Genomic DNA, 13619 nt, shown 5'->3' on the forward strand with positions numbered 1-13619 from the left:
CGACGATCCTTGGCGGTGAGGCCCACCAATGACGATATCGAGCACACCACCTTTAGAGACCGCAGACGGCAAGACCGTCTTCGTCGTGTATCTGTCGGCGAGGCTCATCTCGATCGCGGGGGCGGCAGCGACCACCGTTGTCGTCCCCGTCCTCGTGTACGCCTCTACAGGCTCAGCAGTTCTGACTGGACTCACCTCGGGCATTGGTGGTGCCAGCTACTTCGCTTTCGGAATACCGGTCGGTCACTTCGTGGATCGATGGCCTCGGGGGCCGGTGCTCGTCCTGTGCACCCTCCTGCGTGGTCTTGCTCTAGGAGGCATGGCCGCTAGCGCGCTCCTTGGCGGCTTCACCCTGCCCGTCCTCCTGACGGTCCTCGCAGTAACGAATGTCTTGTTCGTCGCAACCGATGCGGCACATGCGGGTGCGCTACGGGCGCTCGTGGGAGCGGACAGTCTTCAGCGCGCGAATGCGTCCGTCGCGGGGTCGTCCGCAATAGTGGAAATAGCGGCACCTCTTGCCGCTGGCGTCGTCCTCCATGCGACGAGTGCGACACATGTTTTCTTCGTCGAAGCCGTCGCGCTACTGTTTTCGGCGATTCTCCTCAGGGCCATTTGCCGCCGCCTCGATGCGGCCGACGTGGTATCGAGGTCGAAGCCGACCTGGTCAGCGGCCCTGTCGGGCTTCGTTTTTATCTGGCGATCTCTCCCGGTCAGACGCATCACTACCGCGGCTTTCTTCTTCGCCCTCACCGAGGGCCTTGTTCTCGGGCAACTCGTCGTGCTGTTCACTAGTCGCTACGGAGAAGAAGAAAGCACGGCCCTCGTGGCCCAGGCGTACGCGGCGATCGCCATCGGATCCGCGGTCGGGTCCTGGCTCCTCACGAGAATTCCGTTTGCGAGGCGCCCTCTTCTCGTGACGTCGGCCAGCTTCCTCTGTGCCGCGATAGCACTAGCGGGAATGCTTCGCGCTCAGTCGCCCACGGTAACACTGGCGGTCGTGGGGCTCTGGGCTGTCCCCTTCATCGTGGTCTTCGTCGGCTCCGCAGCCCTGCGTCAAAGCATTGCGGCCGACAACATTCAGGGCCGGGTCGCTGTTGCAGGAAGACTTCTCACGCTGGGGGCAGGAATTCCCCTCGGAAATGCGCTAGGCGGACTGATCTCCGAGGTCACCTCCGTCGACACGACCTACCTGGCCGCCGCCCTCCTGTCGCTGTGTGTCAGCGCTGCATTCGGCCTATCGAGCGCAAGGAACTCCCTCGTCAGGAGCGTCGGCACCGACTAAGGTTCCGCGCGAGATCTCTGCACCGCCACCGTGGGGCTAGGGAGCACCGCCGCGATCCTCTCGCCCACCACACTTTCGTGACGCTAAAGACACGAGAGCACACAGGTGGCCGCGGGTCAGTCCTCGATACCGCTCGCGATGCGCTCGTGATGGTGGATGACCTCGGCAACGATGAACCCCAGGAACTTCTCGGCGAAGGCGGGATCGAGGTGCGACTCCTCGGCGAGCGCCCGGAGTCGCGCAATCTGGCGCGCCTCGCGATCCAGGTCGGCGGCAGGCAACCCGTGAGCTGCCTTGAGCCGTCCGACCTTCTGGGTGAACTTGAAGCGCTCTGCAAGCAGGTGGATCAGCGCAGCGTCAATGTTGTCGATACTTTGGCGAATCTGCACCAGTTCGGCTTGTACCAGGGTCTCTTCTTGCGACGGGTCCTCATTCATGGTGCGACCCTAACGGAGCGTGGTTTGTCCGTCACTGAGGAGATGCCGGACGACGGCCCCCACCCGGTCTCGGGGAGGGGCCGTCGTCCGGCATCTGGTCAGTCGACCAGGTTGATCTGCACGGGAATGTTGCCCCGCGTGGCGTTCGAGTAGGGGCAGAGTTGGTGCGCCGCGTCGGCGACGTTCTGCGCCTCCTCGGCGCTCGCCTTCGGCACGTAGACGTCGAGCTCGACCGAGAGGCCGAACCCGCCGGAGTCGTTCTTGCCGATCGAGACACTGGCCGAGACGGCCGCATCGGTCGTGTCGATCTTCAGCTGCCTGCCGGCTCCATGCAGCGCGCTGAGGAAGCAGGCCGAGTAGCCGGCAGCGAAGAGCTGCTCGGGGTTGGTCCCCTCCCCGGAGCCGCCGAGTTCTTCGGGGGCGCGGGTATCGAGGTCGAGACGGTCGTCCTCCGTGCGGACGTGGCCGTCGCGTCCTCCACCGGAGGCGTGGGCGATGGCGGTGTAGAGAGCATCCATCCGTCCATCCCATCACTCCGCCGCCGTGAGCGAGGTGAACGCCGCATGCTCGCATGGTGCCGGACCGAAGATCCGCTGCGAAGCGGGGGCGGAGGAGCGTCAAGCCCCTCCCCTCCCGTGCTGCGCGGGTGTGCGCTGGAGGCAAACCCCGGCGTGAGCCGGAGAACGGAGACACACATGCGAGCACTTACCTGGCAGGGCATCGAGAAGGTCTCGGTCGAGACCGTCCCCGACCCCCGCATCCAGCAGCCGACCGATGCGATCATCCGGATCACCTCGACGGCGATCTGCGGCTCCGATCTGCACCTGTACCGACTCCTCGGCCCATACCTCGACAAGGGCGACGTGCTGGGGCACGAGCCAATGGGCATCGTGGAGGAGGTCGGCGCAGGCGTCACGACGCTCCGGGTCGGTGACCGAGTCGTCGTTCCCTTCACCATTGCGTGCGGTGAGTGCTTCATGTGCCGCCGTGGCCTGCAGTCGCAGTGCGAGACGACGCAGGTGACCGAGTACGGGTCAGGAGCCGCGCTGTTCGGCTACACCAAGATGTACGGTCAGGTCCCCGGCGGACAGGCCGAGTTCCTGCGGGTCCCGCTAGCCGACTACAACACGGTCGTCGTTGGATCCGACCTGCCCGATGAGCGCTACCTGTTCCTCAGCGACATCGTGCCGACCGCGTGGCAGGGCGTGGACTACGCGGAAGTGCCCGACGGCGGCTCGCTCGTCGTCTTCGGACTCGGCCCGGTCGGCCAGTTCGCCACGCGTATCGGCGTGCACAAGGGCTACCGCGTGCTCGCGGTCGACCCGGTCGCCGAGCGCCGCGAGATGGCGGCCCGGCACGGCGTCGAGACGTTCGATCTCTCGGACGACATCGCCGATCAGCTGCGTGATCTCACCGAAGGGCGCGGACCCGACTCCGTCATCGATGCGGTCGGCATGGAGGCCCACGGATCCCCGATGGGCTCCTTTGCGCAGACGATGGCCGGGCTGCTCCCCGATCCGATCGCCCGCAAAGCAATGGATACGGTGGGCGTCGACCGGCTCGCTGCGGTCACGGCCTCGCTGGATCTCGTGCGCCGCGGGGGGACTGTCTCGCTCAGCGGCGTTTACGGCGGTGAGGCCGACCCGCTGCCACTGAAGTCGATGTTCGACAAGCAGGTCACTGTGAAGATGGGGCAGTGCAACGTGAAGCGCTGGATCGATGAGCTGCTGCCGCTTGTCGAGGATCCGGCCGACCCGCTGGGAGTGCTGGACCTCACCACGCACCGCGCTCCTCTCGAGGACGCTCCCGGCCTCTACGAGACCTTCCAGAAAAAGGAGGACGGCTGCATCAAGGTCGTGCTGCACCCGTAGACGCGAAGGCGGTCTTTCTCCGCTTCGCCCACCGATGACGAAGGCGGCGCCCCCCAGGGGAGCGCCGCCTTCGCGGTAGTGGCGTGACCTACTTGAAGACGTCCTTGACGTCTTCGCCGACCTTCTTGGTCGAGGCCGCAGCCTGGTCCTTCTGGCCTTCGGCCTTCAGGCTGTCATCGTTCTTGTGGTCGCCTAGGGCTTCCTTCGCCTTGCCGGCGATGTCCTGAGCGGCGTTCTTGATCTTGTCATCGAGCCCCATGGTGGTGCCTCCTTTACTGATCGTTCTACGACGGTAGGACCGCAGACTGCCCGTCCGCTGAGTACGCGAGGGGGCTTGTCCAGGGCCCAGGTAGCCTGCCAATATTCGCACTCGCACTGCACCGGCCGGCCCTGGGGTGCCGCCGCGGAGCGATTAGGTTGCGGGAGTCGCGGTGTCGGACGGGAGCGTCTGCGTCGGCTGCATCGTGGGCGTCGGGGTTGACCCGTCGTCGGCGCTGGTGGGCACAGCGCTGCCCGATTGGTTCGGCGTTTGAGCATCACCCGTGCAGCCAGCCAGCAGCCCGATCGTGAGGACGGAGGCGCCCAGGGCCCCGAGGAGACGTGCCGCGCTCACTTGCCCGTCACCGCATCCTTCACGGCCCCTACTGCCTTCTCGACAATGTTCGGCTTTGGGTCGGTCCCGTAGAAGCGCTCGTCTGGCTGAGTGGGCGGCGGCATCGTGACTCCGGCGCCCGGCTCGGCGACGCGGTAGCTGAACTCGCCCTTGCCGTCGGGGGTCGGGCCGGACGCCCAGGTCCCCTCAGACGCGGCTGCGCCGTCCGAGAAGTTGATGTACTCGTACGACACCGAGCGTTCCTCCTTCGAGAGAGGAAAGTTCGAGGGCACGGGCAGATCCTCTTTGCCCTCGGCGCGCAGCTCGGCGGCTGCCGCGATCCACTGGTTCTGGTGCATAGTGTCGCGGGCCAGGAGGAACGACAGCAGGTCGCGCACTCCGTGGTCATCAGTCATGTGATAAAGCCGCGCGACCTGAAGACGGCCCTGCATCTCGGCGTTGGCGTTCGCCGTGAAGTCAGCGAGCAAGTTTCCACTGGCGGTGATGTAGGAGCCCTGCCACGGGTTGCCCATGCTGTCGACAGGTCGGACACCAGCGCCGGCGACGATCGCGGCCTGCACATCCATGCCTCCGACCACGGCCGCGAGGACCGGATCCTTGGTAATGGCGGCCTCGGACTGCTCGACCGGGGCCTTTTCTAGCAGTTGGGCAATCATCACGGCAATCATCTCCACATGGCCGAATTCCTCGGCACCAATGCCGAACAGCAGGTCTCGATACTTGCCCGGGTCGTGAGCATTCCAAGCCTGGAAGCCGTATTGCATCGCCACAGTGATCTCGCCGTACTGGCCGCCGAGCACCTCCTGGAACCGGCGCGCGAAGACGGCATCAGGCTTCGAGGGAGTGGCCGTGAACTGCAGTTCCTGACGGTGGAAGAACATGACTGGTTGTGCCTTTCCGGTAATCGAGTGGTTCCGGTGGATCGGACGTCCGATGTCTGTTCTGTGACGGTAAGCAGCGCTGTCGGAGGGCCAGAAGGGGCTTGACGGCCGTCTCGGGACGATGCCCTGGCCGCTCCCAGGCTCGGCAGCCCTGACCCTCTCGCGGGCGCGGATCGTATCCTCCCTGCGGAGTCGACCGCTACTCCCTTCCCGAGGCTCCGACGCCGCGCCCAGACTGGGCGGCGCCGGCACGCTATCCACACCACACGACCCTGGAAGGGACAGACGATGTCGAACATCGATCCCGCTTCACCTCCGTTCGGAGACGGCGCCGCGAACTTCGGCGCGACCGACACCTCCACCTACACCGGGGCGCACGCCGCCTCCGGCTCCAGTGGCGCAGTCGACTCCGCGAAGGAGACGGCAAGCACCGCGAAGGAGCAGGCTGGCGCAGTAGCCGGCGACGCCAAGCAGGCCGCGAGCGACGTGCTCTCGACCGGCAAGGACGAGGCCGCCAACGTGGTCCAGGAGGCCAAGGTCCAGGTCAAAGACCTCTACGACCAGAGCCGTACGCAGTTCACCGAGCAGGCGCACGCGCAGAAGGAGAACGCCGCCAAGGGTGTCCGCGCCTTCAGCGACGACCTCACCGCACTCGCGAACGGCGAGGGCGGCAGCGGCAACGCAGCCGCGAACCTCGTCTCGCAGGCCGCGACCCGTGCCCAGGGCGTGGCCCAGTGGCTCGAGAACCGCGACCCCTCCGAGCTGCTCGACGACGTCCGCTCGTTCGCGCGCCGTCGTCCGGGAGCCTTCATTGTGATCGCCGCCGCCGCCGGCCTGGTCGGCGGGCGCCTCATCCGCGCGCTGACCGCCGAGGCGAAGGACGAGAAGGAGGCAACCACGGCCCGTACCGACGGACCCGAGTTCGACGCTCCCGCGCCCTCCGCCTACGGAACCGTGGGATCGAGCTCTCTTGAGCGCGACTACCTGCCGACCGAGCCGATTGCCGACCCGCTGAGCACCCCGCCCACCGCGACCGGCTACGACTCCTTCCCCGGCGGGACTCGGCTGTGAGCGACCTGTCGGGCGCGCATCGCGCAGGCTCTTCGGAGCCGACCGCCGACGAGCGGGCCGGCTCGACATCGCTGGGCGATCTGCTCGGCGAGGTCTCACGCGACCTGTCAACCCTGATCCGTCAGGAGATGGCACTCGCTAAGGCCGAGCTGAAGGAGTCAGCCGGCAAAGCGGGCAAGGGCGCCGGTCTGCTCGGTGGTGCGGGCTACGCCGCACTGATGGCCGTGCTGTTCCTCTCGATCGCCCTCTGGTGGGGCCTTGGCACGCTGATCGGCAACGGCTGGTCGGGCGTCGTCGTGGCAGTGATCTGGGGCGTGATCGCCGCGATCCTCTACGCCGTCGGGCGCAAGAGCCTCCAGCAGATCGACGGTGCCCCAGAAACGGTCGACTCCCTCAAAAAGATTCCCGAAACACTCAAGCCGAACGGGGCAGGACGATGACGTACAACACAGAGAACACAACCCCGAATGTGCCGTGGGGCGCTGATTCGTCGACGAGCCCTGATTCTTCGAAGAGCGCTGATTCTTCGAAGAGCGCCGAGGAGATTCGCGCGGACATCGAGCGCACTCGCTATGAACTCGGCGGCGACGTCGATGCTCTCGCCGAGAAGGTCAGCCCGAGCGCCATTGCGCAGCGGCAGACCGACAAGGTGAAGTCGGCCATGGGCTCGGTCCGCGACCGCGTGATGGGTTCGGCGCACGACGCCTCGGATTCGCTCTCGAGCGGAGCCGGCGCGGCCAAGGCGAAGGCCGAGGGCAACCCGTTCGCGGTCGGTTTGATCGCCTTCGGGGCAGGCCTGCTGGTCGCCTCGCTGATCCCGGCGTCAAGTCAGGAGAAGGAAGCGGCGAGCCGCGTCAAGGAGCAGGCGCAGCCGGTCGTCGACTCGGTGACGGACGCCGCGAAGGAGGCTGCCGACGAGCTCCGAGAGCCCGCGCAGCAAGCGTTCTCCGCGGTCAAGGACACCGCAGCGGACGCCGCGCAGAATGTCAAGGAAGCCGGCAGTTCGGCTGCCGACGACGTGTCGGACTCGGCTCGCGAAGCCAAGCACGCCGTCCAGGAGGACGCACAGTCCTGATCGGATGCTACGCAGAAGGGCGGTGGACTTTCGGGTCCGCCGCCCTTCTGGGTATCACTGACGGCCCAGCGGACGGATCGGGTTGTCCCAGCGTGGAAAGGGCACATACACGCCGGGAAGCGACTCGTCCGGATGCTCTTTCTCCCTCCTCGACGCAACCGCGACGAACAATGCATGCGCGTCGTTCGTCCAAAACAGTTCGCTGTACACCTGGATTGAATACTGGCCACTCGCCTGAATGAAATAGTTAATCCGATAGCCGTCGCCCATTATCCCCCACAAATCCGCACTCGCCGACTTCTCCCTGACGAAGCACTCCCACCCCTGCTCCTCAAAATAGGCCACCATCGGATCCAGATCCGCCCTGGCCCCCTGAGCCCCCGGAGGCTTGATGATCCGAGTACACGTAACGTAATAACTGTTCTTACCCGTCCCACCCGGAAGACCCCCACCCACGCCACCATTGAACCCCTCCTCGGGCAGCGTCTCACCACCATTCCACATCCAGACGCCGTCACTAATCCGCAACTGCGCATCCCGCAACAACTCCTCCGCGTGCACATAATGCTGCGCATTCAGCTCGAACTCCTGCTCCAAAGACAACTCCGCCACCTCCGCCCGAGTCATCCCCGCCGCATCCCGCCGCTCCGCCACCGGAATCGACGAACATGCCGACACGACGAGGGAAGTACCGAGGACCAGCACCGAAAGCCGACGTTTGCGAATCCGGGTCACTGCCGCCCACGCGGGTGAATCGGAGCATCCCAACGCGGGAACGGGGCGTAAAAACCAGGGAGAGACTCGTCCGGGAATTCAGGAATGTCTCGCGACGCGACCGCATCGAACAACGCATGCGCATCATTCGTCCAAAACAGTTCGCTATACACCTGGATCGAATACACGCCACTCGCCTGAATGAAGTACTTCACCCGATAGCCATCACCCGTGATACCCCACAATTCGGCGTTGGTCGTATACTCCCGCGTGAAATACTGCCACCCCTGCTCCTCAAAATACTTCCGCATCGGGTCTAAGTCCGAGAGGGAACCATTCGCCCCCTCCGGGGTGATAATTCGGCCCCCTCTCACGTAGTAGCTGTTCTCGCCCGTCCCGCCCGGAAGACCACCCCCTACCCCACCACTGAACCCTTCCTCGGGCAACGTCTCCCCACCGTTCCACCTCCACACACCGCCACTGATCCGCAACTGCGCATCCCGCAACAACTCGTTCATATGCACATAATGCTGCGCATTCAACTCGAACTCCTCCTCCAAAGACAACTTCGCCACCTCCGCCTGCGTCATCCCCGCCGCATCCCGCCGCTCCGCCATCGGAATCGACGAACACGCCGACACCACAAGAAAGACCGCGAGAACCCCCGCGATCCTCGCCGCCATCCTCAAAGCAGTCACTGACGGCCCAGCGGACGGATCGGAGCATCCCATCGAGGAAAGGGGACATACACGCCGGGAAGCGACTCCTCCGGGAACGGGTCGTAATCCCGGGACGCGACCGCTTCGAATAATGCATGAGCATCGTTCGTCCAAAATAATTCGCTATACACCTGAATCGAATACACTCCACTCGCCTGAATATAATAGTTAATCCTATAGCCGTCACCGGTAATACCCCACAGATCGGCGTCCGTTGTGTGCTCCCGTGTGAAATACTGCCACCCCTGCTCCTCAAAATACTTCCGCATCGGGTCCAGGTCCGAGAGGGAACCGTTCGCCCCCTCTGGGGTCAGAATTCTGCCTCCTTGCACGTAGTAGCTGTTCTTGCCCGTCGCACCCGGAAGACCCCCACCCACACCACCATTGAAACCCTCCTCGGGCAACGTCTCCCCACCGTTCCACCTCCACACACCGTCACTAATCCGCAACTGCGCATCCCGCAACAACTCGTTCATGTGCACGTAATGCTGCGCATTTAGCTCGAACTCCTGCTCCAAAGACAACTTCGCCACCTCCGCCTGAGTCATCCCCGCCGCATCCCGCCGCTCCGTCATCGTGCTCCTTTCTCCACCCGCTCCGCATCCGCAGAGCAGCGTCACCAGTAGTGCCGTCGCCAGCATTGCACGGACAGTCCGCCGCGAATTCTTCCTCGCTCTCACTGAGCCACGTCCCCCGTCGCCATAATCTTGACTACGGACTTGAAGGAGGTCGCATCCGGTGAAAGGTAGCCAACATCCCCGTTCGACTCGTCTGGCGACATATCATGTCCGGTCACAGCCTTTGTCCCGTCCCCTTCCTCGGCGGAGAAGATGATCGCGCCATCGAGGGTCCGGGGGTCGACGCGCGGACCCAGACCCCAGAGACGGCCGATATCTGCCGTCCCGTCGGCATCGGCCTCGGTCGCGAACACCTTGTCGACATTTAGGTCTTTCAGGTCGATATCTGGGTCGACCCCGGCGGAGCCATAGGAGACGAGCGCGTCGATGCGGTGCCGAATGTCCCGACAGGCATCGACCGCCGTCGGCGAGCCGTAGGAGTGATTCAGGAGGGAAATGTTCTCGGGCGGAAGATCCGCTCGCGCATCGAGGAAACCATCGATGAAGCCGCTCAGACGGGGAGACCCGGAGTCAGCCCGCGCATCGATCAAGGCCTCAGGTCCCGCGGGAGTGTGGTAGCCAATCCATGAGACGACAGCGAAGGAGGTACCAGGATGGATGAATACAGCACCCTCGAATAGATCATTCGCCACGCGGACGTTCTGCTCCATGCTCCCAACTGTCGTGAGCGCTCCCGGAACATTGACGGTCACCCGTTCCGCCGTATCAAGATTCCCCAGCGAGATGGCCCCGACCAGCGCCCCGTCGTCCACGCTGAGCCCGACGAGCTGAGCGACCTGCCCCGCAGGCGGACCCGCTAGCTTCCTCGCCTTCTCGTCCGCATCCCTCACCGCCTCCCGAAGCGCACTCATCTGCTCCGTGAACTCTGCTAGCCCTATGCCCTCCCCACTCCCCAGCCCGAGGTCCAGATAGACCCCCATCGGGTCGCGCTCCGCCGCATCGAGCACGGCCCGCGACGCGGCATCGCGAGCGGCAGCTGGCAGCCCGTCGAGATCGGCGAAGGCGATCTGCGTCGCGAGGGGAAGGCCGGCAACGTCGGAGGGCCTCAGCCCCGAGTCTCGCCACGCCGCGAGCACGTCCGGCGACGTGAGACTCCGATCGAGGAGATGTCGCAGCGGAGCCGGTTGACGCCCGATCGCGCAGGTGCCGATCGCGACGTCCGAGAGCGTGCCGCCCCCGGCACGCTCGAACGCCTCTGCGACGCGCTCGAGCCAGTTCGCGTCGTCTGCGTTCTCGTTGAGGAGACCCATTAGACCGCCCAGCGCGTCCATTCGCTCAATCGGCGCCCAGGAACAGCTGTCGCGGAATTCGGTCCAGTCGCCACTGAGCCGATTGACGAGGTCGCCCGCTTCCCGATCGAGCGCCCGAGCGACTCCCAGGAAGCTGCGCAGGCGCATCGGATCGGCCGAGCTCCTCCCCGACGTCGGAGCGCCCTCGGTCGAGTGGTATCGCGCCCGCACTCCGAAGGACACGCACAGCGGACGAGGACGGATCGGCTCGGTGGAGGGCCGCGGATCGAGGTCCCGCGCGACCTCGTCCTTCAGCGCCTGCAACGGGTCCCCTGGAATTTGATTGTGCAGACGTACCCTCTCCCGCTCATACCAGGAGTCGAGGGCGTCGCGGCGCTCCTGCTCCGCCGCCGCCTGCTCAGCCACCGCGTCAACCTGGTCGGCGACCATCGAGAAGACGTCGATGAGCGCCATCCGATCGTTGAGAGCAGGCCTGCACGCCCGCTCGAACAGCACCTGCGCAACCCCCGAGAAGTCGATCTGCACGTCAAGCACCGCGGCTTCCCGCTCCTGACTCTGGCGCGAGAGTTCCACCGCCGCACTCCGCAATCGTGACGAGAGAAGACTCGCCGCCTCCGCATCAAACCGTACTCGCACGGATCCCCCTGCCTTCCGCGCCCCCCACGAGACGCATTTGAGTGGTCGTCATGATAGGCACCATCCACAACCTTGCTCCAGTTGGCGCCGAAGAACGGGAGGGCGAAAAACCGCTCCGCTACCCGAAAGAGCACCTCGGGCAGCGCACGTACGGCCGGGAATACCTCGCGCGATCCGCGCCTTGCCGTCGGTATGCGATCGATCGTCTACTCACACACCGGTGACTCCTCCGTCCTCTCCCTCGTCGACCGGGAGACGCGGACCCCCGGGCCCGGTGAGGTCCGCGTCCAGGTGCTCGTCTCAGGAGTGAATCCGACCGACTGGAAGGCACGCGCCGACGGCGAGCTCGCCTTCGACGAGGTCGTCCCGAACCAGGACGGCGCGGGCGTCGTGTCTGCGGTCGGCGACGGCGTCGAGGGCCTGAGCGTCGGCGACCGGGTCTGGATGTACCTCTCGGCCCACCAGCGCCCCACCGGCACCGCGCAGGAGTCGGCAGTGCTGCTCGCCGAGCATGTTGTGCGCCTCCCCGACGGGATCGGGACCGACGTCGCCGCCAGCCTCGGCGTCCCCGCGATGACCGCCCACCGTGCCCTCACCGTGCACGAACACGGCCCCTCCCGCCTCGTTCCCGGTGCCCTCGCGGGCCGCACCGTCCTGGTCCAGGGCGGCGTCGGCGCGGTCGGACATGCGGCCATCCAGCTCGCCGTCTGGGCGGGCGCCACGGTCATCGCAACGGTGAGCAGCGACTCCAAGGAGCGGCTCGCCCGCGCGGCAGGCGCGCAGCACGTGCTGCACTACCCGGACGACACGCTGGCTGACCGCATCCGCGAGCTCGCACCCGACGGTATTCAGCACGTTGTCGAGGTCGCGCCCGCGCAGAACGCCGCCCTCGACGTGGCGGTGCTGGCCAACCACGGCAGCATCGCCTACTACGCGAACACCAACGGCAACGAGTTCACGGCGCCAATCGTCGCCAGCTTCGCGAAGAACGCGCGCTGGCAGGGTCTCCTTCTGTACACGGTCGGCGAGGAGGCCCTGCAGGCCGTCGCGGAGGACATCACCGCCGCCCTCACCGACGGCGCACTGCCGGTGGGCGAGGCGGCGGGCCTGCCGCTGACCTGGTTCCCGCTCGAGGAGACTGCCGCCGCGCACGACGCGGTCGAGCAGGGAGCCACCGGCAAGGTCCTCATCCGGGTGACGGACGAGCAGGGCTGACGCCTCCGGCCAGGTCTCGCTGAGTAGCGGACCCTCCCGCGGCTCGCCTATCCCCGTAGCGGAGGAGATCCCGCGATGGTCGACCGGTCGCCCAGACCCTCGACCAGCTCGGCGAGCGCCTCCTCGGCCGTGAACCTCGGCGTCCAGCCCAGCTCGGCGCGCGCCCGCTCGGTCGACATCACCGGGACGTTGCCCGCGATATCGAGCCAGCCCGCGTCCGTCCGCTGTAGCCGTAGGTGCCACGTCGCGGTGACGATCGAGCGGAGGAGGCCGAAGGGCACCGTCACCAGCCGGGCGCCGACCGCGCGGGCCAGGAGCTGCGGAGTGAGGACAGGCTCGGCAGCGACGTTAAAGGCGCCACCCGCTCGCCTGTCGAGTGCGCGCCAGAACGCGTCGGCCACATCGTCGGCGTGCACGCCCTGGACGATCAGGGTCCGCGGCAGTGGCAGGACAGGGATACGGACCGCCTTCAGCCACCGGGTGGGAGAGTGCGGTCCCGCGAAAAGTCCGGCGATCTCGGTCGCCGCGCCGCGCTGAAACACGAGCCCAGGGCGCAGCCGGGTGACCACCACCTCCGGGTGCTCGGCCTCGAACACATCCATCGCCCGCTCGTTCGCTGCTTTATGTCGGCTGTACGTCGATGTGTGCAGACCACCGGTCGGCCAGTTCTCGTCGACCCGGGTCGACTTGGGAGCCGCACTGTACGCACCGACGGACGACGCGACCACGACCTGGCCAACTCCGGCGGCAGCGACCGCCGCGAGCACTGCCGCGGTCCCCCCGACGTCGACCAGCCGCTGGAACTGCTCATCGTGGCTCGGCTGCAGTGCCCACGCGAGGTGCACGACCGCGTCGATCCCGGCGAAGGCGTCGCGAAGCAGGCGCGGCGCCTCCCTCGACGCGATGTCGACCTCGACCCAGCGCACACCCCGGTACTCCTCGGAGTCGAGCCCGGGGGCCCGCCGCGCGACTCCGACGATCTCGTCCACCCCGGCCTCGCCGTCCAGGCGTCGCAGGAGTGCCGTACCCAGATTGCCCGTCGCCCCGACAATCGCGATCCGCATGTCGTCATCCCTCCGCGGGCGGCATCCGTCGCCCTCGCTCGAGGGTAGGCAGCACGGCTGCCGCAGCGGAGGCGCTTGACAGCTCCGCCCGCCGGGCGCTCCTCCACAGGGGCCGGACGCCTAGACCACAGCCGCCGCGCGCGCATCCCCAAG

Annotated in this window: 16 protein-coding genes; 6 read left to right on the plus strand and 10 right to left on the minus strand. The window is 66.2% G+C overall.

Going from position 1 to position 13619, the window contains the following annotated elements; genetic code table 11:
• The first annotated feature begins 28 nt into the window (after positions 1 to 28).
• Positions 29 to 1282, plus strand: coding sequence for an MFS transporter (locus HRF29_RS08825; RefSeq protein WP_173247909.1), 1254 nt, complete (start codon positions 29 to 31; stop codon positions 1280 to 1282).
• Positions 1283 to 1398: 116 nt separating this feature from the next.
• Here the strand turns inward: HRF29_RS08825 and HRF29_RS08830 are convergent, their stop codons facing one another.
• On the minus strand, positions 1399 to 1719 hold the full coding sequence (locus HRF29_RS08830) for a chorismate mutase (RefSeq protein ID WP_173247911.1): 321 nt from the start codon (positions 1717 to 1719) through the stop codon (positions 1399 to 1401).
• Between the two features lie 98 nt (positions 1720 to 1817).
• Complete coding sequence (locus HRF29_RS08835; RefSeq protein WP_104265946.1) at positions 1818 to 2237, minus strand: organic hydroperoxide resistance protein; 420 nt, start codon at positions 2235 to 2237, stop codon at positions 1818 to 1820.
• 177 nt (positions 2238 to 2414) lie between these two features.
• Between HRF29_RS08835 and HRF29_RS08840 the strand changes: the two genes are divergently transcribed.
• The gene (locus HRF29_RS08840) at positions 2415 to 3590 is read left to right on the plus strand and encodes a zinc-dependent alcohol dehydrogenase (protein WP_173247914.1); all 1176 of its coding nucleotides are present in this window, start codon (positions 2415 to 2417) and stop codon (positions 3588 to 3590) included.
• Positions 3591 to 3678: 88 nt separating this feature from the next.
• Here the strand turns inward: HRF29_RS08840 and HRF29_RS08845 are convergent, their stop codons facing one another.
• From HRF29_RS08845 to HRF29_RS08855, 3 genes are all read right to left on the minus strand, one after another.
• Positions 3679 to 3849: a CsbD family protein gene (locus tag HRF29_RS08845; protein WP_085477811.1), complete on the minus strand. Its 171-nt coding sequence runs from the start codon at positions 3847 to 3849 to the stop codon at positions 3679 to 3681.
• A gap of 153 nt (positions 3850 to 4002) precedes the next feature.
• Positions 4003 to 4203, minus strand: coding sequence for a hypothetical protein (locus HRF29_RS08850; protein ID WP_173247917.1), 201 nt, complete (start codon positions 4201 to 4203; stop codon positions 4003 to 4005).
• Complete coding sequence (locus tag HRF29_RS08855; RefSeq protein ID WP_173247920.1) at positions 4200 to 5084, minus strand: manganese catalase; 885 nt, start codon at positions 5082 to 5084, stop codon at positions 4200 to 4202. The genes HRF29_RS08850 and HRF29_RS08855 overlap by 4 nt, the downstream gene beginning before the upstream one ends.
• A gap of 288 nt (positions 5085 to 5372) precedes the next feature.
• Here HRF29_RS08855 and HRF29_RS08860 point away from each other — a divergent pair, with 288 nt between their 5' ends.
• From HRF29_RS08860 to HRF29_RS08870, 3 genes are read left to right on the plus strand one after another with little or no spacing between them, the layout of a single operon-like run.
• Positions 5373 to 6155, plus strand: coding sequence for an ATP synthase subunit B family protein (locus HRF29_RS08860; protein ID WP_173247923.1), 783 nt, complete (start codon positions 5373 to 5375; stop codon positions 6153 to 6155).
• Between the two features lie 5 nt (positions 6156 to 6160).
• Positions 6161 to 6595 (plus strand): phage holin family protein, encoded by a 435-nt coding sequence (locus HRF29_RS08865; RefSeq protein WP_173248666.1) that lies wholly within the window; start codon positions 6161 to 6163, stop codon positions 6593 to 6595.
• Complete coding sequence (locus HRF29_RS08870) at positions 6592 to 7230, plus strand: DUF3618 domain-containing protein (RefSeq protein ID WP_173247926.1); 639 nt, start codon at positions 6592 to 6594, stop codon at positions 7228 to 7230. The genes HRF29_RS08865 and HRF29_RS08870 overlap by 4 nt, the downstream gene beginning before the upstream one ends.
• Positions 7231 to 7284: 54 nt before the next feature.
• Here HRF29_RS08870 and HRF29_RS08875 read toward each other — a convergent pair whose 3' ends face one another.
• The 4 genes from HRF29_RS08875 to HRF29_RS15340 all read right to left on the minus strand — a co-directional run bounded on the left by HRF29_RS08875 (position 7285) and on the right by HRF29_RS15340 (position 11124).
• On the minus strand, positions 7285 to 7965 hold the full coding sequence (locus HRF29_RS08875; protein WP_173247929.1) for a hypothetical protein: 681 nt from the start codon (positions 7963 to 7965) through the stop codon (positions 7285 to 7287).
• On the minus strand, positions 7962 to 8627 hold the full coding sequence (locus HRF29_RS15160) for a hypothetical protein (protein ID WP_173247932.1): 666 nt from the start codon (positions 8625 to 8627) through the stop codon (positions 7962 to 7964). The genes HRF29_RS08875 and HRF29_RS15160 overlap by 4 nt, the downstream gene beginning before the upstream one ends.
• Before the next feature lie 11 nt (positions 8628 to 8638).
• A complete protein-coding gene (locus HRF29_RS08885) occupies positions 8639 to 9238 on the minus strand; it encodes a hypothetical protein (RefSeq protein WP_173247935.1) in 600 nt (199 codons plus the stop codon).
• Positions 9239 to 9339: 101 nt separating this feature from the next.
• Positions 9340 to 11124 (minus strand): alpha/beta hydrolase, encoded by a 1785-nt coding sequence (locus HRF29_RS15340; RefSeq protein ID WP_173247939.1) that lies wholly within the window; start codon positions 11122 to 11124, stop codon positions 9340 to 9342.
• Positions 11125 to 11379: 255 nt separating this feature from the next.
• Between HRF29_RS15340 and HRF29_RS08895 the strand changes: the two genes are divergently transcribed.
• On the plus strand, positions 11380 to 12402 hold the full coding sequence (locus tag HRF29_RS08895; protein WP_173247942.1) for an NADPH:quinone reductase: 1023 nt from the start codon (positions 11380 to 11382) through the stop codon (positions 12400 to 12402).
• 47 nt (positions 12403 to 12449) lie between these two features.
• On the opposite strand, the gene HRF29_RS08900 is transcribed toward HRF29_RS08895, so the two are convergent.
• On the minus strand, positions 12450 to 13466 hold the full coding sequence (locus tag HRF29_RS08900; RefSeq protein ID WP_173247945.1) for an NAD-dependent epimerase/dehydratase family protein: 1017 nt from the start codon (positions 13464 to 13466) through the stop codon (positions 12450 to 12452).
• Positions 13467 to 13619 lie beyond the last annotated feature (153 nt).

The organism is Rathayibacter agropyri, assembly GCF_013249015.1.
GTDB lineage: Bacteria > Actinomycetota > Actinomycetes > Actinomycetales > Microbacteriaceae > Rathayibacter > Rathayibacter agropyri.

Excerpts from the sequence above, each read along its gene's own strand:
- HRF29_RS15160 (WP_173247932.1), bottom strand. The coding sequence starts at position 8,627 with ATGGCGGCGAGGATCGCGGGGGTTCTCGCGGTCTTTCTTGTGGTGTCG.
- HRF29_RS08895 (WP_173247942.1), top strand. The coding sequence starts at position 11,380 with ATGCGATCGATCGTCTACTCACACACCGGTGACTCCTCCGTCCTCTCC.
- HRF29_RS08855 (WP_173247920.1), bottom strand. The coding sequence starts at position 5,084 with ATGTTCTTCCACCGTCAGGAACTGCAGTTCACGGCCACTCCCTCGAAG.
- HRF29_RS08900 (WP_173247945.1), bottom strand. The coding sequence starts at position 13,466 with ATGCGGATCGCGATTGTCGGGGCGACGGGCAATCTGGGTACGGCACTC.
- HRF29_RS08830 (WP_173247911.1), bottom strand. The coding sequence starts at position 1,719 with ATGAATGAGGACCCGTCGCAAGAAGAGACCCTGGTACAAGCCGAACTG.
- HRF29_RS08860 (WP_173247923.1), top strand. The coding sequence starts at position 5,373 with ATGTCGAACATCGATCCCGCTTCACCTCCGTTCGGAGACGGCGCCGCG.
- HRF29_RS08870 (WP_173247926.1), top strand. The coding sequence starts at position 6,592 with ATGACGTACAACACAGAGAACACAACCCCGAATGTGCCGTGGGGCGCT.
- HRF29_RS08840 (WP_173247914.1), top strand. The coding sequence starts at position 2,415 with ATGCGAGCACTTACCTGGCAGGGCATCGAGAAGGTCTCGGTCGAGACC.
- HRF29_RS08845 (WP_085477811.1), bottom strand. The coding sequence starts at position 3,849 with ATGGGGCTCGATGACAAGATCAAGAACGCCGCTCAGGACATCGCCGGC.
- HRF29_RS08835 (WP_104265946.1), bottom strand. The coding sequence starts at position 2,237 with ATGGATGCTCTCTACACCGCCATCGCCCACGCCTCCGGTGGAGGACGC.
- HRF29_RS08885 (WP_173247935.1), bottom strand. The coding sequence starts at position 9,238 with ATGACGGAGCGGCGGGATGCGGCGGGGATGACTCAGGCGGAGGTGGCG.
- HRF29_RS08825 (WP_173247909.1), top strand. The coding sequence starts at position 29 with ATGACGATATCGAGCACACCACCTTTAGAGACCGCAGACGGCAAGACC.